This is a genomic window from Acidilutibacter cellobiosedens, from assembly GCF_004103715.1.
GTDB classification, from domain to species: domain Bacteria; phylum Bacillota; class Clostridia; order Tissierellales; family Acidilutibacteraceae; genus Acidilutibacter; species Acidilutibacter cellobiosedens.
In genome coordinates, this window is the sequence record NZ_CP035282.1 from 1,449,721 (window position 1) to 1,466,764 (window position 17,044).

Sequence of the window (17,044 nt, forward strand, 5' to 3'; positions counted from 1 at the left end):
GCCATACTAAAAGTAGGAGGGGTGATAATGAATAAAAAGAAAGATGAAAATAAGGAAAACCATGTAATAGATGAAGAAAAGCTAAAGTATGAAATAGCCAAGGAGTTGGGACTTATTGAAAAGATAAACAGAGTCGGCTGGGCAGGACTTACGGCAAAGGAATCGGGGAAAATAGGCGGAATTATTACAGCTATGAAAAAACAGAAGAAAAACAAATCTGACCTTGAATCAAAATGATTTTTTGATTAAAATAGTATTAAAGGGGGCATTTTGTATGGTAGAAAAATACTATATTGAAAAAGCCATTAAATTAATAAAAGAATCAAGAAAGACTTTTGTTTTGACAGGAGCAGGGGTATCTACTGAAAGTGGAATTCCAGATTTCAGAAGCCCTCAAACGGGACTTTGGGAAAAAGTAGACCCAATGGAAGCTTTGTCTACTACCGTGTTATATAATAATCCAAGGAAGTTTTATAAAGAAGGATTTAAAATGTTATTAGGAATGACCGGTGCAGAACCTAATAAAGCTCACTTAGCGTTGGCAGAAATGGAGAGAAAAGGATATATAAAAGGAATAGTAACCCAAAACATTGATAATCTCCACCAGAAGGCAGGTTCAAAATATGTATTGGAAGTTCACGGAAATACAAGAGAGGGAAGCTGTTTAAACTGTAAAAATAAAGTGAAATTAGATGTAATTAATAACAAGGTAAATAAAGGAGAAATTCCTCCCAGATGTGATGCATGCGGAGGAATACTAAGACCTGACGTAGTATTTTTTGGAGATATGCTTCCTGAGGATTTTAGCATTGCTCAGGAAGAGGTAGGTACTTCGGATTTGCTCATTGTGGTTGGTTCAAGTCTTGTAGTTTCTCCTGTAAATTATCTTCCTCAATTGGTTAAAAAATTGATTATAATAAATATAGGTTCTACGCCTTTTGATAGAAGAGCCGATCTTTGTATTCAAGGGAAAGCAGGAGAAGTTTTGGATGAGATATTAAAGGGTTTGGACAAGGAGTAATGGGCTAAATGTATAATAAGTTTGCACAGTATTATGATGAATTAATGGATGATGTGGAATATGAAAAATGGTATCTATATATTGAAGAAATTTTAAAAAAGGAAAATGTCAATGGGGAAGATGTATTGGAGATGGCCTGTGGAACAGGGAATATGACCAAATATTTTGTGAAGAAGGGGTATAAGGTTATTTCTTTTGATTCCTCAGAGGACATGCTTTCCATTGTATATAATAAGTTGCATAAATATTCCAATCTAAAAATTTTAAATCAAAATATGATTGATTTTAATATTAATAAAAAATTTGATATAGTTATCTGTGTATGTGATGGAATAAATTATATTTTGGATGAAAATGATCTGCAGAGAATTTTTATATCCGTAAATTCTCATTTAAAAAGTGGAGGAGTTTTTATATTTGATATTAATTCTTTCTATAAGTTAAAAGAGATTGTCGGAAATAATATTTTTGTGGAAGACAGAAAGGATATATATTATATATGGCAGAATTATTTCGATGAAAAGTCAAATATAGCTCAATTTGATTTGACTTTTTTTGCGAAAGAAAAGGATAAATATATTAGATTTGATGAAGAACATTTTGAAAGAGCCTATTCTGTTTCAGAAATATCAAACCTTTTGAATAAGGCCGGTTTTGAGAAAGTTAAATGCTATGAGCATCCTACGTTTTCTTTTCCTGATGAGAAGAGCGAGAGAATTAATTTCGTTGCTGGGAAGATATAGTTTTATAGCAGTTCTAAACAGGAATATTTTAATCGACTTGAGGGAATATTATTTGACAAGGATGCATAATTATGATAGACTAATAAAAGTAGATGACGTACATAGCAGATTCATCTATTAATAGTTTATATTGGAGGAATGTTTTAAATGGTTAAAGGTACAGTTAAATGGTTTAATGCAACAAAGGGATACGGTTTCATATCCACTGAAGATGGAGAAGATGTATTTGTTCATTATTCAGCAATAACACAAGATGGTTTCAAGACATTAGAAGAAGGTCAAAAAGTTGAATTTGAAATAGTTCAAGGAGAAAAAGGCCCTCAAGCTACAAATGTTACAAAACTATAAGAAAAAAAACTAAAATTTATATATAGTTTTTAACCGTAGCCAATTTTTAGCCCCTCATGTAAATAAGGGGCTTTAATTATGTGTATAAGGAGAAAAATAAAATGGATTATATGATAAGAGGAATTGATAAAAAAGGTCTTATTCGATTTTTTGTTGCAGTAACTACAGATACGGTTGAAAAGGCAAGAGAAATTCATAATACCACTCCTGTCGTTTCTGCCGCTTTAGGAAGAACTTTGACTGCATGCAGCATTATGGGGGTAATGATGAAGGGAGAAGGAGAAAGCATTTCTCTTCAAATAAGAGGAGACGGACCTATTGGAAATATAGTATCTGTAGCTAATCCAAAGGGAGATGTAAAAGGATACGTAAAAAATCCGGATATTGATTTGCCTCTTAAAGCCAACGGAAAACTTAATGTGGGAGGGGCAGTAGGGAAAAACGGGAGAATAACCGTTGTTAAAGATTTGGGACTTAAAGATCCTTATATAGGACAATCTAATTTAGTGTCAGGAGAAATAGCCGAGGATGTTGCCAATTATTTTTTCTATTCTGAACAACAGCCTTCTGCAGTTAATCTGGGAGTAATGATAGATAGGGATATGACGGTAAAGGCTTCCGGAGGATATATAGTGCAGCCTCTTCCCGATGCGGATGAAGATGACATCAGTAGATTGGAAGAAAATATAAAGAGATCAGAGCCCGTATCTTCCCTTGTGAACAGAGGCCTTACTCCTGAGGAAATAGCTGAAACGGTTTTTAAAGGCTTTGAATTGGAGATACTTGAAAGTATCAAGGTTGAATATAAATGTGATTGTAGTAGAGAAAAAATAGAAAGCGCATTGCTAAGTTTGGATGAGAAAGAAATAGAGAGTATGATTGAAGAAGATAACGGGGCGGAAGTAGTATGTTATTTTTGTAACTCAAAATATAATTTTTCAAAAGAGGATTTGGAAACCCTAATTAACTCTTGACACCAAAATGAATTTCATATATATTATATGATATAACTGTTGCCCAGATAGCTCAGTAGGTAGAGCAGAGGACTGAAAATCCTCGTGTCGGTGGTTCGATTCCGCCTTTGGGCACCATATAATGCGGGAGTGGCTCAGTGGTAGAGCATCGCCTTGCCAAGGCGAGGGTCGCGAGTTCGAATCTCGTCTTCCGCTCTAAAAAGACATAGCTTCCCACTAAGAGGAAGCTATGTCTTTTTGGTAAAAAACAATATGATACTATGGATTCAAAGGTGATTGTATCGTGCGAACAGAAATTTGTTTGAATAAAAATAGTAAGGATAGAGATTACTATGAAAATACTTATATTTGGTATTGTTGCAAGTGGAAAAACAACTTTAGCAAGAAAATTATCGAAAGAATTAAGCATCCCCTATTATGAGGGAGATTGTATTGCCTGGGGATTTCCAAATGAAAAGAGATATAAACGTTCTAATGAAGAACAAAAAGAAATCATTGATAAGATAAATGAAAATGGCGCATGGATTGTAGAGGGAACTTACAGAGAAAGTCAAAAAGTCTTGTATGATTTAGCAGATAAGATTATCTTTTTAGATACACCTTTATATATTAGAAGATACAGAATAATTTCTAGATTTATCAAACAAAAAGTCGGATATGAAAAAAGCAACTATAAACCGACCTATGACATGCTAAAACATATGTTTATATGGACAAATGATTTTGAGAAAAATCGTAATGTTCACGAAGATAGGCTCATGGATTATGAAAATAAGCTTCTTTGGATAAAGTCCGTAAATGAACTAAAGGGAAAACTGTAAACTCCAATATATCGTGAGATTATAAGAATAATCTCTCCTGCATCTATTAAAAGCATCATAAACAATGGTGATGTTTTGAAGATTGAACAAAAATACTGGGTATTTCTTATGTAAACACATGGGGTTTCAGTGTATGGATGGTTATCATACTATTAATTAACCATTGCTTAGACATTGATACATCAGGAGGAATTGAAAGCTAACTGGCAACTTTTATTAAACGGTGAAGGATTTTTTAAGATTGAACCATTAAGATAGACACGGAGGTTATTTTATGACAGAAATATATTTTATCAGGCATGCGGAATCTGATAATTCCGTCTATGATGATTATAGCCGTCCCTTAACAGAAAAGGGAATGAGAGATCGGATTTTAGTCACTAAATTTTTGAACTCTAAAAGAATAGATGCTGTATTTTCAAGTCCGTATAAAAGGGCAATTGATACTGTGAAGGACTTCGCAGGAAAGAATCACTTGAAAATTCAATTTATAGATGAGTTTAAGGAAAGACACGTAGGCAGATGGGTAGATAACTTTACGGATTTTTCTAAAAAACAGTGGAATGATTTTCATTATAAATTGAATGAAGGCGAATCATTACAAGAAGTACAGAGCAGAAATATAAATGCTTTAAAGCGTATATTGACTGATTATGAAGGCAAGAATATTGTAATTGGTACTCATGGAACTGCCTTAAGTACAATTATAAATTATTACGACTCATCTTTCGGTTATAATGAGTTTAATAATATTATAAAATTAATGCCTTGGATTGTGAGATTCACTTTTGATGGTAAATTTTGCAAAGAAATAGAAAAGATCAATGTCTTTGTATATTAAGAGCATATGTTAATAAAACCACATCCTTGCTCTATCTTCAATATCTGATTTTTTTAAATTTACTTTATAATTGAGAAGATATATGAATAATGAAGTGATAAATACCGCTTTTTGCCACAAGAAGCCTATTACGTTAGTGTAAAATTACAGCAGGGAAATAGAATATATTTCCATATATAGTTGAAAAGAAGATATCATCCTATTAAAATATAAGTTGAAACACCAATAAATTAAGAAAGGATGATATCTATATATTTTTTCCCTACAGTAACTTGACTCTATCGTTTTATTACCCATGCTTGAATATTTTATTTTTTAAAAATATAATATTTGTAAAAGAGACAGATAATGGTTTGTACGAAACTTAAGAGATGGGTGGAGATAATGAACAAAAAAATTTTAATTATTGATGATGATAAAGAGTTATGCCGATTATTAAAAAAGTGTATGGAAAATGAAGGTTTGTCTGTTCAAATTGCCTATACCGGACCAGAAGGGTTAAAGCTTGAAGTGAATAATTACCATATTATTGTTTTAGATATCATGCTGCCTGAAATGAATGGATTTGATGTATTGACCGAAATTCGTAAAAGAAGTTCTGTTCCTGTATTGATGCTGACTGCAAAGGATAGCGAAGTGGATAAAGTATCAGGTCTTAGGTTAGGTGCTGATGACTATCTGACTAAGCCTTTCAGTATCAATGAATTTATGGCAAGAGTACAGTCCCTTATTCGCCGTTATACTATCTTAAATAATCGCAGTTATCCTGAAGAAAAATGTTTATACTTTAAAGGGCTTACAATTAACCCTAAAAGCAGAACGGTAATGGTAGATAAAAATATAGTTGGGTTAACAGGAAAAGAATTTGACCTATTGTATTTTTTAGCTTCCCACAAAGGACAGGTTTTTACGAAAAAACAGATTTATAATCAAGTCTGGAGTAATGATTACTCTTTTGATGACAGCAATATTATGGCTTATATAAGTAAGCTCAGAAAAAAGGTTGAAAGGAATGCAGATATGCCTATTTATATCCAAACCGTGTGGGGAGTAGGCTATCGTTTTAATCAAGAGGTATGACAATGAATATAACAAGTATTTTGACTATATTGGTCTTTGTTCTTGGAATATCTGTTTTTATCATGGCAAATTATATAGTAAACATAAAAAAGAGCTTATCTAAGATGATAATAGTTTTAAATGATATAAAAAAGGGAAATCGAAATAGAAAAGTTCTTATAAGTGATAATAATTCCGCATCAGATATCGGATATAAAATAAATGAAATATTGGATGATTATAGATCAAAAATTATCGAACTTGAAGAAGGAGAGGAAACTTATAAACGAATGCTTATAGGTTTTTCTCATGATGTCAGAACTCCCCTTACTTCTTTAGTCGGGTATTTGGATGCTATTCATAATAAAGTAGTCCATGGAAAGGAAAAAGATGATTATCTGGAAATTGCTCGAGATAAAGCATATAATCTAAAGGATTTTGTGGAACTGTTATTTGAATGGTTTAAACTTGATGCTAAAGAAATGGCATTTCACTTTGAAGATGTTGATATTAATGAACTAACGAGGAGTGCATTAACAGATTGGGTACCCATATTTGACGAAAGGGGAATTAAATTTTATATAGACATTCAAGATAAGGAATTTATTGTTTCAGCAGATGTTAATGCATATATGCGAATTATTAATAATATTATTCAAAATGCGGTATTACATAGCAGGTGCAGTAAGGTAAATATTGAAGTCTTACAAAAAGACGATGAGGCTGTTATCATGATTTCCGATAACGGAAAGGGAATAGCTCGGAAGGATTTGCCTCATGTGTTTGATCGGCTCTATAAATGTGATGAATCGCGTTCTGCTGGAGGAAATGGGTTAGGACTTGCCATTGTAAAAGAACTTGTTGAGATTCATCATGGAAGGATTGAAGTGGAAAGTATTTTAAATGAGGGAACGACCTTTACCATTACTATACCGATAAGAAAAGCTTTGTGAGAAATTACAGGGCTTTTTTAAATTAATTAAAAAACAAGAGAAAAACAAGATTTTTGCAAAGTTCTAGCAAGATTTATTTTTTATAATGGAATTATCAACTAAGCAGGGAGGTTATTAAAGTGAAAAATTTAATAATAGAAACAAAAAAGCTTAATAAGAAATATGGAAAACAAATTGTAGTAAACAATGTTGATCTTCATATTGAACAGGGAGAAATTTACGGATTACTTGGAAGAAACGGGGCTGGGAAAACTACTATAATGAAAATGATTTTAGGCCTTGTTTCCATTACATCCGGAGAAATCAATGTGTTTGGGCAGAAACTAAAAGGTAATGAACAGCAGATTTATCCGCGAATAGGAGCTATTATTGAGACCCCGGGATTTTATCCGAATCTTACCGGAACTGAGAATCTTAGAATTTTTGCCAAATTAAGAGGAATGACAAGAAAAGACTGCATCAAGCATGCATTGGATTTAGTGGGGCTCTCCTATAATGACAAAAAACTTTTTCTTGAATATTCTCTCGGTATGAAACAACGTCTCGGTATTGCCAATGCTGTTATGCATGAACCCGAACTTTTGATTCTGGACGAGCCGACTAACGGGCTTGATCCCATAGGTATTGTTGAAATGCGGGAATTTATTAGAGATTTATGTAAAAAAAACGGTATTACCATTTTAATTTCAAGTCATATTTTGACTGAAATTGAACAACTCGCAGACACCATAGGTATTATAGACCACGGTATTTTATTAGAAGAAAGCAGTTATAAAGATTTACAGAAAAAGAATAGAAAATATATCCTTTTAAAAGTATCATCAACTTCAAATGCAATTAGAGTGTTAGAGCAAAAAATGGGGATTCATGACTATGAAGTGGAAAATGACACGATGTTAAGGATTTATGAAATAGACAGAAACATGGGCGAGATAAACAAGTTGCTTATAACAAATAATATTGAAGTCCTTAGTTCACAGTTTTGCAGCGATACATTAGAGGATTATTTTAAGAATATTACAGGTGGTGAAGGTATTGTTTAAATTAATTCAGGTAGAATTCATGAAACTGAAACGAAAAAAATTTATAATTTTGATATTGATCTCTGCTTTCACTATGCCGCTTATTTCGGTACTTTATTATTTAGGTGGTGGCCCTATCCGTAATTTCAGCGGTTTTTCCATATGGGGAGCACTTTCGTATACCGAATGGATTATTTTGCCGTTCATATTGGGAATAGTGAGTACGATGATTTTATTTGATGATAGACAAAACGATACCCTCAAACAAATTTGGATAGCTCCGGTGTCCAAATCAAAATATTTGTTTTCTAAATTGTTAATTTTAATTTTGTTTTCTGTTTTATATATGTTTTTAACTGCTGTTTCAACTATAGGAGGAGGAGTTTTGATTGGTTTTAAAGACATTAACAATATCACTTTAGGTTTTCTTTTTAAAAAATCAATGCAGATAGGAATATTGACTCCTCTTGCAATACTGCCAATAACCGTCTTGGAAATTGCGTCAAAGAATAATTATATTTTTCCCATTTGTGCAACCATTGTATATGTTTTTTTGGGTTTTATTTTAATTGGTTTTACAATGGAATACCATCCCCTTTCTATTGTAACAGCTATGATTATTCATGATATACCTACAGTAGAAACAAAGGAAGCCATTAATCTTAGAAATTGTTATATTAATTTTACTGGTCTTTCTGTTATATCTTTTGTACTTTCTGTCATTTTACTAAAAAAACAGGACTATTAAATGGAGGTTAACTATGAAATCATTGATTCAAACGGAATTTCTTAAATTCAAGCGTTCCAGAATTTTGTATATATCCATATTCGGAGTATTGATTATTTCTGCGACTGTTCTTTTGCAAGGCCAGCATATTTTTTATGGAGAAAAATATGCCGATAAATCCGGTTGGCTGATAACGGCGGCTCTTTCTCTGGGCAGTTTTTATATTCTGCCACCACTTTTTGCTTTAATAGGCAGTTACAGTATCAGCAGGGAATATCAGGACGGAACTATGAAGGAGCTTGCAATTATCCCTGTAAGGGGTAAAGAACTGATAGTATCAAAACTGATTGTTTCATTTACTTTCTGTATTTTTTTAACATTACTATTATTTGTTTTGGAACTTTTTACAGAAGTTATATTATATACCAATAAATTAACGATTTTAGAGATGATAGGATATTTAAAGCAATATTTCCTTCAGGGGATCGCTTTGTTTTTTGCAATTACTCCCCTTATTGCCATAGTTACTATTTTTCGAAAAGGTTACTGGCTTTCTGTTATATTTGCAATGATTTATTCGTTTGCCGGAGTCTTTACATCTCAGTCCCAAATGTTTAAATCAATCTATCCTATTTCGGCTTCATTTTGTTTTTCCGGTTTTTATGATGTATCAGGTATGCAATTTATGATTGCTTGTATTAGCTTAATTATTTCACTTCTTATTGCAGGAATTATTTTAAGATCTGCAAGAGTTTATAGAATGGAATAAAATTATAAAGGTTTTAATTTAATAGGTAGTTAGTTAGGATATTTTTGAATAAAAATTAATTATGATGAATAGGAAAGTTATAATTTACCTTAATGTTAACTTAACTTTAACCGGATTTCAAAAAAGGCCTCTTTAATATTGACAGAAGCCTTTTTTTCATTTTTTTATCTTAATATTTTCATAAATACTCTTTCACTAATTAAATATATATATTATAATGTTTGGTGAGTTTTACAATTAAATAGTTATTTAAAATAGTAATATTTGGGAGGCATTATGGCTTTGAATATTCTAATAACAACTGCACCTTTCGGAAATGGTCATAAAATGGTAGCTATAGCTTTAAAAAATGCTTTCGTAAATAAGGGTTATAATAATGTCTTTATAGTTGATTTATTTACAGAAGCACATCCTGCAATAACAGAGGCCATAAAAAGAGCATACATAAGAAGTTACGATTTTGGAAAGGCATATTCCAGATTATATTACGGCTCGGAAAAATTTGCGGATAAAAGTATAATTGAACCGTACAGGAATTTTGGATATAAAAGATTAAGCGAAATAGCTATAAAATTCAAACCTAACGTAATAATAAATACTTTCCCAATGCTGACACCTCTTAAAATTAAAAATGAAGCAAATGAGAACATCCCTGTTTTTAATATTGTTACGGATTTTTATGTTCACAAACTATGGATCAGTGAAGGAATAGACAAGTTTTATATAGCTACAAATGAGCTCAGAGAAGATCTGAAAAAAATGAACATTTCGATGGAAAAAGTCATTGTATCCGGCATTCCAATAAGAAAAGAATTTGAAGAGACAAACAATATTTTAAAGGTCTACAGAAAATACAATTTCAAAAAAGGGGGAAAAATAGTTTTAATAAATTCAGGAGCCTTTGGAGTTCTTAAGGATATCAAGAAAGTATGTGCGGAGTTATGTAAGAATAGAATGATTCAAGTGGCAGTAATATGTGGGAACAACAAAATGCAGAGAATGAGACTTGAGTCTTTGGGGTTAAGAAACCTGAAAGTTTTTGGTTTTGTTGAAAATATTGACGAACTTTATAAAATATCTTACTGTATGATTACAAAGTCAGGAGGCATAACTTTGAGTGAAGCACTGGCCGTACAGATTCCTTTGATTATCGTTAAGCCTGTTCCCGGGCAGGAAAAGGAAAACGCATTGTATTTTGAGAGAAAAGGTGCAGCCATAATTGCAAACAATTGGTACCAGATTGTGAAGAGTACCCTTGAACTTATTAATAATACTGACCTAATGAATACCATGAAAGAAAACATGGGAAAGATGTATATTAAATCGTCTTCAGAGAAAATTGTTGACGATGTAGTTGAAAGTATAAAAAGTAAAGAGATCATGCAAATATTAGGGTAGGTGTAACAATGTAAAATGGACAAAGAGAGGATGATAAAAATAGAAAGTTTTGATACGGTAATATTTGATATGGATGGAACAACTTTGAATACCATTGAAGACCTTTCCGACAGTGTAAATTTTATATTGACTAAATATGGATATCCCAATAGGACATTGGAAGAAATAAAAAGCTTTGTTGGAAACGGAGTTGCGAATCTTATTGAGCGTTCTATACCAGATGGACGCAACAATCCCAATTTTGAGAATTGCCTCAGTGAGTATAAAGATTATTATAGAGATAATATGCAAAATAAGACCGCACCTTATGATGGAATAATAGAACTTTTAAGAGAACTGCGCAAGAGAAACTATAAGCTTGCGATAGTATCTAATAAATTTGATAAAGCTGCTAAGGAACTTAATACTAAATATTTTGGCGGCTGCATTGATGTTGCAATTGGGGAATCGGAAAATGTAAAAAAGAAACCTGCTCCGGATGGTGTCTTTAAAGCCTTGAAGGAGTTGAATTCAACTCCGAAGAAAGCAGTATACGTAGGAGATTCGGAAGTAGATGTAAAAACAGCTCAAAATGCCGGCTTGATTTGTATAGGAGTTACATGGGGATTTAGAGACAGAAAGGTATTGGAAAAAATGGGAGCGGATTTTATTATTGATAAACCGGAAGAACTATTTAATATATTAAAAGGTTAAGTGTAATTCACTTTAAAAAATAGCTTATGCTGTTTCTTATAAGATTAACAGTTTAAGTTATTTTTTATTTTTTCACATTTGTTTAAAAATGTTGTATAATAAATAGAAATCTTTTCTATATAAAATAAAGGAAAACAATGGAGAAAAATTAATGAATAATCCTTTTATACCTTTAAAAAAAGCTAAATTGGTTATTGTAGACGGAAGAATAGACAAGGATTCATTTGAAAAACTGGAAGAAATGGGTTTAAAAGTTATTCCAACAACATGTTGTAAAGAAATTCATCCTTCTGTTGCTTTTCATCCTGATATGGTTATTCATCCGGTTAATCCTGAAACTTTAGTGATTGCTCCAAATGTTTTTGAATATTATGAGAAGGTTTTATATGGAATGGGTATTAAATTAATTAAAGGAGAAAAGTGGTTGAATATAAAATATCCTAATGACATAGCATACAATGTATTAAGAATTTCCAAATATGCTTTACATAATTTTAAATATATCGATAAAAAGCTTCTATTTTATTTAAAAAAGGAAAAGTTGGAATTTATTAATATAAATCAAGGATATTCTAAATGTTCTACAGCGATAATTGATGAAAAAGCTATAATTACTTCAGATTATCCTATATATAAAAAAATGTCAGAATTAGGCATTGATTCTCTTCTAATCCGGCAAGGAGCTATTGAACTTTTGGGATTTAATTATGGCTTTATCGGAGGATGCTGCGGAAATATATCTAAGAATGAAATTATTTTTTATGGCAATGTGTTTCGCCATCCTGATGGAGAAAAAATAATGAAATTTTTAAATAAATATAATAAAAATGTTTATTTTTTAACAGAAAAGAATTTGGTTGATATAGGTACAATAATTAGCTTATGATGCAAATATAGTTATCTTAAATATAGAATATAGGAAGTTTTAAAACACATAATATTATTACCGTGAAGGAGTGATAATATGGAATTATTAACCATAAGTTATGATAAAAATATGGATAAAGTCAGGGAATCCATATATAGTTATAAATATAAAGAAAAAATTAATATTGTAGAAGAAGAAAAAGGAAACAGATGTTTTTTCAAATTTTTAACAGATGAAAAAATTTCAGCCAGAAAAAAAATGAGTATATATGAGGAATTATCTCATGTAATACTGAATTTAATATTAGAAGTTTGTATTAAAGATATGTTTTTTAAAGAGATATTTAAAAATTGCAGTGATTTCAGCAGAAGTGAAAAGATTGAAATCGGAGAAATAGGTTATAAGGTATTAACAGAAAATGAAAATTTTAATAGTGAAAAAAACATGATTTTTAATGAAGTCCTTAATTATGTCAAATCCAATACGGAAATTGCCATTGACGGTTTTCTGATATTTAAATTAAGATGGATGAGTAATTTTCTCCAGGGATTAATAGAAAAAAGTAAGGACAGTTTTACGCAAGAAAAAGAATATAGAGAATTTATTAAGATATTACAATATTTTGTTGATATTCAAGAACCTAAAATGGAAATAATAAATGTATTGATTACAAAGGATGACTATAAACTATTCGATAAGGATAACAAGGTTGTTGATAACAATTTTTTCAGTGATATTATAGGCGAATTGAATAATGAAAATATAAGTAAAGATGATATTCTGATAAGCTCATTAATAGTTATCGCACCTAAAAAATTAATTCTTCATGTAGATGAGAAAGCAAAGAACAGGGAGATAGTTGAAATCATTAAAAATGTTTTTTCCGAAAGGATTTTATTCTGTACCGGCTGTAACCTATGCAGTATCAATTTTTCACTAAAAAAAGGAAAATAAATATTTAAATATATATTTATTACTTTTTATTAAAATTAAAGTATGTTATTATAAAATAATAGTGTATTAATTTTTATTGAGGGAGGAAATATTATGGATGTACAAATAATTAAACCTTCTATTCTTCCGGGATTTATGGAGCTTTTACCCGGAGATCAGATTTTATTTAATGACATGATGGACAGGATAAGAAATAATTATGAAAAATTTGGATTTCTTCCAATAGATACCCCTATAATTGAAAAATCGGAAGTCCTTTTGGCAAAAGGCGGAGGAGAAACTGAAAAACAGATATACAGATTTCAAAGAGGAGATAATGATCTTTCTTTGAGATTTGATTTGACCGTTCCCTTAGCGAGATATGTTGCCCAGCATTTTTCTGAAATCAGTTTTCCCTTTAGAAGATACCAGATAGGAAAAGTATACAGAGGAGAAAGAAACCAGAAGGGAAGATTCAGAGAATTTTACCAATGCGATATAGATATAATAGGAAATGAAAACTTAAGTATAATCAATGATGCGGAAATCCCAAGTGTTATTTATTCCACATTTAAAGAGTTGGGATTTGACGATTTTACTATAAAGATTAATAACAGAAAGGTATTGAGCGGATTTTTTCAATGGTTGAAAATCAAAGACAGCAAGGCGGTATTAAGAATTATTGATAAATTGGACAAAATCGGGATGTCAGGAGTCGGAGAAGAATTATCGGAATTAGGATTAAATGAAAACATCATAGAGAAGATAAAGAAGTTTATGAGTATTAAGAGTTCAAATGAGGAAATTCTCGATAATTTGAAATCTTTAAATATTGATAACGACATTTTCAAGTCAGGATTTGAGGAATTAAACTTTGTAGCAAAATACATAAAGGATTTTGGAGTTCCCGAAAAAAATTATGTTTTGGATTTAAGTATTGCAAGAGGATTGGACTATTATACGGGAACAGTCTATGAAACTTTTTTAAATGATTATCCCAAACTTGGGTCCATATGTTCCGGAGGAAGATACGATAATCTTGCGGCTCACTATACAAAACGAAGCCTTCCTGGGGTTGGAATATCCATTGGACTCAGCAGATTATTTTCTCAGCTTATGGAAGAAAAAATAATTGAAAATAAGAAGAACTTTTTAACCAAAGTTTTGATTATTCCAATGGATGATTGCCTTAAAGAGGGTATAGAAGTTGCCACAATCTTAAGAAAGGAAAATATTTATACTCAGGTATATACTGAAGAAGGAAAAATCGGTAAAAAATTTAATTATGCCGACAAATTAAATATACCTTATGTAATAATCATTGGTTCCCAAGAGGTAAAGGATAAGGCGGTAACCATAAAAAACATCAACTCCGGAAATCAGGAAACTATGGAATTAAGCGAAGCTTTAAAGATATTGAAAAACTGAGAGGAGAAGGATTTTCATTAGATAGGTATGTGAAATTTGTTTTTATAGTAAGAAAATAGAATATGTTTCCATATATAGTTGAAAAGAAGATATCATCCTATTAAATATATGTTGTCAAAACAAATAAATTAAAGAAAGGATGATATCTTTTTATGTATAATAGTGTACAATTAGTTTTTGTTCTGAATATTTTTGGAACAAAATTTAAATTCTATAATAATATGTCGAATTCAAACTTGTATAATCTTGGATTCTTAATTGGTATATTTTCATGGTCATCCCCTCCCTCATTTATAGCATACCGAAATTATAAAAGAACATAGAAAGATAGGAGATTTTTTGATATGAAAAAAGCAATTCAAAACAACCTCTACATGTTGAGGTTTATGTGGAAATATTGTAAATCCAATGTAATATTGAGGTTGCTGTCAACGCTTACTGCTCCTGTTCAACCATTTATTTTTATAATTACCATGAAATTGGCGATTGATGGTATTTCCGAAAAACGGGATTTGAAATATCTTCTCACCATTATTCTTACTGCCTTTTTAGTGGGGGCGGTTTCTGCTATTTTTAATTCATGGGTTAATAGCAGCAGCACAAAGGCGCAACCAAAAATATCAAAGGGTATTCAAGACGAATTACTGAAAAAGTCCTTAACATTAGACTTTGCATGTTATGATGATGCTGAGTATTATGATAAATATGTTAGAGCAATGCAAGAAGCCGAAAGCAGAGCTATTGAAGTTCTTGATTCCTTAGTAGAAATCCTTTCAAGTATTGTTGCATTATTAATGATAGTGTCGCTTATTATTGCATTAAATCCCATTGTTATTTTGATTTGCGTAGCGGTACTTGGGATAAATATATTTTTGAACGCAAAAAGAAATAAGATCGTCTTCAAACGAGATATGGAGATTACTCGTCCTCAAAGAGAAGGGGCATATTATAAGAAAATGTTTTATGAACCCCAGTATGCCCAAGAGTTACGATTAGGCAAACTGGGACGGCTAATGAATAAAAAATTTATTTCTTCAATGGACAGAGTTCTAACTGTTGTAGAAAAATATTGCGGAAGATTTGTTTTTTTTGATAGTGCCTTTAGTATTGTTGGGTTCGGTCTTATGTCTTCTGTAATGGCATTTGCCTCTTGGCAAATTACTAAAGGGAATTTGAGCATTGGCGATTTTGCAGCTTTGCTCAATGGTGCTCAACAATTATTAGAAAGATTATTTGCTTTGTTTGGTCAGTTTCCTCGATTGTTTCAAAATAGCATGTATATTGAGAATCTTCGAAAAATCCTTGATTACAGCCCAGTAATTGCATCTGACAATGGAGGCATTGAAATTGATAGATTACAAAATAATATAAAAATAAATGGGATTTCGTTTACTTATCCGGGGAAAGACAAGCCTGTATTAAAAAATATTAATATGGAAATTCGTCACGGGTCTAAGACAGCCATTGTTGGATATAATGGTGTTGGGAAATCGACTTTAGTAAAATTACTGCTTCGTTTTTACGATCCCGACAAGGGTAATATTAAGATTGATAATATTGACTATAGAGAAACTAACGTGGATTCGCTTAGAAATAAATTCGGTGTGCTTTTCCAAAACTATAAATGTTATGCTTTAACCGTTGCGGAAAATGTACTCTTAGACGATTATATGGACAAGTCAGTTGAAGAAAAAGTTGTTTCATCTTTAAAATACAGCGGAATATATGAAAAGATTGCGGGATTGGAAAAAGGAATAAACACAAACTTATCACGTGAATTTGACAGTGACGGCATGCCTTTGTCTGGTGGTGAAGAGCAAAAAATTGCTATTGCAAGGGCTTTTGTGGAGGATAAAGACATTCTGATTTTAGATGAACCGTCAAGTGCTCTTGATCCGTTAGCTGAATACGATATTAATCAGAAAATAATGTCACTTGCCGACAATAAAACTGTAATCTTTATTTCTCATAGGTTATCCACAGTTCGGATGGCGGATATGATTTATATGATGGATAATGGGAAAATCATTGAGTCAGGAACACATGATGAGTTGATGAAGCGAGGGGGCAAATATTGTGAAATGTTTACAAAACAAGCAGAGAAATATATGCTGGAATTTTGACTCCACCCTACCTTTTAACAAAATTAGCCACTTGCTTAAGAATGGTAATGTTGATTTAGTAATTACAATTCAATTTTAGAAAGGGTCAGTCAACAAATTTTTAAAATTTATTGACAACATCAAAATATATTGATATAATTAGATATTAATACAATATTAAAAAACTGCGAAGAGAAGAGTAGGTTAGTTTTTATTTCAGAGAGGGATTGTTGTGGCTGAAAGCAATCCTAATTAAGAATTAGCCGAATACCAGCTTGGAGTTGTATCTTAACCTTTAGGTGAAAGATGTCCGCTGATTACAGCGTTATGAAAAAATGAGAATT

General features: G+C 31.4%; 18 protein-coding genes, 2 tRNA genes and 1 other annotated feature (1 of these 21 cut by a window edge). All 20 genes read left to right on the top strand.

What is annotated here, in order from left to right:
• The first annotated feature begins 27 nt into the window (after nt 1-27).
• The 20 genes from EQM13_RS06820 (at nt 28) to EQM13_RS06920 (ending at nt 16,721) form a co-directional block, all read left to right on the top strand.
• Complete coding sequence (locus tag EQM13_RS06820; protein WP_071141041.1) at nt 28-237, top strand: small, acid-soluble spore protein, alpha/beta type; 210 nt, start codon at nt 28-30, stop codon at nt 235-237.
• A 37-nt stretch (nt 238-274) separates the two neighbouring features.
• Entirely contained in the window at nt 275-1,021 is a 747-nt protein-coding gene (locus EQM13_RS06825; protein ID WP_071141040.1) for an SIR2 family NAD-dependent protein deacylase, read from the top strand.
• A gap of 8 nt (nt 1,022-1,029) precedes the next feature.
• Entirely contained in the window at nt 1,030-1,764 is a 735-nt protein-coding gene (locus tag EQM13_RS06830; protein WP_071141039.1) for a class I SAM-dependent DNA methyltransferase, read from the top strand.
• A 147-nt stretch (nt 1,765-1,911) separates the two neighbouring features.
• A complete protein-coding gene (locus EQM13_RS06835) occupies nt 1,912-2,112 on the top strand; it encodes a cold-shock protein (RefSeq protein ID WP_071141038.1) in 201 nt (66 codons plus the stop codon).
• Between the two features lie 101 nt (nt 2,113-2,213).
• A complete protein-coding gene (hslO, locus tag EQM13_RS06840; protein WP_071141037.1) occupies nt 2,214-3,086 on the top strand; it encodes an Hsp33 family molecular chaperone HslO in 873 nt (290 codons plus the stop codon).
• A 41-nt stretch (nt 3,087-3,127) separates the two neighbouring features.
• Nucleotides 3,128-3,203: transfer RNA gene (locus EQM13_RS06845), tRNA-Phe, on the top strand.
• Between the two features lie 6 nt (nt 3,204-3,209).
• Nucleotides 3,210-3,281, top strand: a tRNA-Gly gene (locus tag EQM13_RS06850).
• A 137-nt stretch (nt 3,282-3,418) separates the two neighbouring features.
• Nucleotides 3,419-3,907, top strand: coding sequence for an AAA family ATPase (locus EQM13_RS06855; protein ID WP_114218633.1), 489 nt, complete (start codon nt 3,419-3,421; stop codon nt 3,905-3,907).
• A 274-nt stretch (nt 3,908-4,181) separates the two neighbouring features.
• Entirely contained in the window at nt 4,182-4,748 is a 567-nt protein-coding gene (locus EQM13_RS06865) for a histidine phosphatase family protein (RefSeq protein WP_071141035.1), read from the top strand.
• A gap of 384 nt (nt 4,749-5,132) precedes the next feature.
• Nucleotides 5,133-5,828, top strand: coding sequence for a response regulator transcription factor (locus EQM13_RS06870; protein WP_071141034.1), 696 nt, complete (start codon nt 5,133-5,135; stop codon nt 5,826-5,828).
• A gap of 2 nt (nt 5,829-5,830) precedes the next feature.
• Nucleotides 5,831-6,760: a sensor histidine kinase gene (locus EQM13_RS06875; protein ID WP_161567187.1), complete on the top strand. Its 930-nt coding sequence runs from the start codon at nt 5,831-5,833 to the stop codon at nt 6,758-6,760.
• Nucleotides 6,761-6,879: 119 nt separating this feature from the next.
• Nucleotides 6,880-7,803, top strand: a complete 924-nt coding sequence (locus EQM13_RS06880) for an ABC transporter ATP-binding protein (protein WP_114218634.1) — start codon at nt 6,880-6,882, stop codon at nt 7,801-7,803.
• Nucleotides 7,796-8,530, top strand: a complete 735-nt coding sequence (locus EQM13_RS06885) for an ABC transporter permease (protein ID WP_128752309.1) — start codon at nt 7,796-7,798, stop codon at nt 8,528-8,530. Before EQM13_RS06880 ends, EQM13_RS06885 begins: the two co-directional genes overlap by 8 nt.
• Before the next feature lie 13 nt (nt 8,531-8,543).
• On the top strand, nt 8,544-9,278 hold the full coding sequence (locus EQM13_RS06890) for an ABC transporter permease (protein WP_128752310.1): 735 nt from the start codon (nt 8,544-8,546) through the stop codon (nt 9,276-9,278).
• Nucleotides 9,279-9,560: 282 nt separating this feature from the next.
• Nucleotides 9,561-10,676 (top strand): MGDG synthase family glycosyltransferase, encoded by a 1,116-nt coding sequence (locus EQM13_RS06895; protein ID WP_161567188.1) that lies wholly within the window; start codon nt 9,561-9,563, stop codon nt 10,674-10,676.
• A gap of 30 nt (nt 10,677-10,706) precedes the next feature.
• Nucleotides 10,707-11,369 (top strand): HAD family hydrolase, encoded by a 663-nt coding sequence (locus EQM13_RS06900; protein WP_206172915.1) that lies wholly within the window; start codon nt 10,707-10,709, stop codon nt 11,367-11,369.
• A gap of 151 nt (nt 11,370-11,520) precedes the next feature.
• Nucleotides 11,521-12,255, top strand: a complete 735-nt coding sequence (locus tag EQM13_RS06905) for a DUF6873 family GME fold protein (protein WP_114218638.1) — start codon at nt 11,521-11,523, stop codon at nt 12,253-12,255.
• Between the two features lie 78 nt (nt 12,256-12,333).
• Nucleotides 12,334-13,191 (top strand): putative sporulation protein YtxC, encoded by an 858-nt coding sequence (gene ytxC, locus EQM13_RS06910; protein WP_071141027.1) that lies wholly within the window; start codon nt 12,334-12,336, stop codon nt 13,189-13,191.
• A 93-nt stretch (nt 13,192-13,284) separates the two neighbouring features.
• A complete protein-coding gene (hisS, locus tag EQM13_RS06915; RefSeq protein ID WP_114218639.1) occupies nt 13,285-14,598 on the top strand; it encodes a histidine--tRNA ligase in 1,314 nt (437 codons plus the stop codon).
• 344 nt (nt 14,599-14,942) lie between these two features.
• Nucleotides 14,943-16,721: an ABC transporter ATP-binding protein gene (locus EQM13_RS06920; protein WP_128752311.1), complete on the top strand. Its 1,779-nt coding sequence runs from the start codon at nt 14,943-14,945 to the stop codon at nt 16,719-16,721.
• 157 nt (nt 16,722-16,878) lie between these two features.
• Nucleotides 16,879-17,044: a binding site (T-box leader), on the top strand; it runs 40 nt beyond the window's last position.

What these genes read in the sequence shown, in the direction of transcription:
- EQM13_RS06820 (WP_071141041.1), top strand. Translation starts at nt 28, where the DNA reads ATGAATAAAAAGAAAGATGAAAATAAGGAAAACCATGTAATAGATGAA.
- EQM13_RS06825 (WP_071141040.1), top strand. Translation starts at nt 275, where the DNA reads ATGGTAGAAAAATACTATATTGAAAAAGCCATTAAATTAATAAAAGAA.
- EQM13_RS06830 (WP_071141039.1), top strand. Translation starts at nt 1,030, where the DNA reads ATGTATAATAAGTTTGCACAGTATTATGATGAATTAATGGATGATGTG.
- EQM13_RS06835 (WP_071141038.1), top strand. Translation starts at nt 1,912, where the DNA reads ATGGTTAAAGGTACAGTTAAATGGTTTAATGCAACAAAGGGATACGGT.
- hslO (WP_071141037.1), top strand. Translation starts at nt 2,214, where the DNA reads ATGGATTATATGATAAGAGGAATTGATAAAAAAGGTCTTATTCGATTT.
- EQM13_RS06855 (WP_114218633.1), top strand. Translation starts at nt 3,419, where the DNA reads ATGAAAATACTTATATTTGGTATTGTTGCAAGTGGAAAAACAACTTTA.
- EQM13_RS06865 (WP_071141035.1), top strand. Translation starts at nt 4,182, where the DNA reads ATGACAGAAATATATTTTATCAGGCATGCGGAATCTGATAATTCCGTC.
- EQM13_RS06870 (WP_071141034.1), top strand. Translation starts at nt 5,133, where the DNA reads ATGAACAAAAAAATTTTAATTATTGATGATGATAAAGAGTTATGCCGA.
- EQM13_RS06875 (WP_161567187.1), top strand. Translation starts at nt 5,831, where the DNA reads ATGAATATAACAAGTATTTTGACTATATTGGTCTTTGTTCTTGGAATA.
- EQM13_RS06890 (WP_128752310.1), top strand. Translation starts at nt 8,544, where the DNA reads ATGAAATCATTGATTCAAACGGAATTTCTTAAATTCAAGCGTTCCAGA.
- EQM13_RS06900 (WP_206172915.1), top strand. Translation starts at nt 10,707, where the DNA reads ATGATAAAAATAGAAAGTTTTGATACGGTAATATTTGATATGGATGGA.
- EQM13_RS06905 (WP_114218638.1), top strand. Translation starts at nt 11,521, where the DNA reads ATGAATAATCCTTTTATACCTTTAAAAAAAGCTAAATTGGTTATTGTA.
- ytxC (WP_071141027.1), top strand. Translation starts at nt 12,334, where the DNA reads ATGGAATTATTAACCATAAGTTATGATAAAAATATGGATAAAGTCAGG.
- hisS (WP_114218639.1), top strand. Translation starts at nt 13,285, where the DNA reads ATGGATGTACAAATAATTAAACCTTCTATTCTTCCGGGATTTATGGAG.
- EQM13_RS06920 (WP_128752311.1), top strand. Translation starts at nt 14,943, where the DNA reads ATGAAAAAAGCAATTCAAAACAACCTCTACATGTTGAGGTTTATGTGG.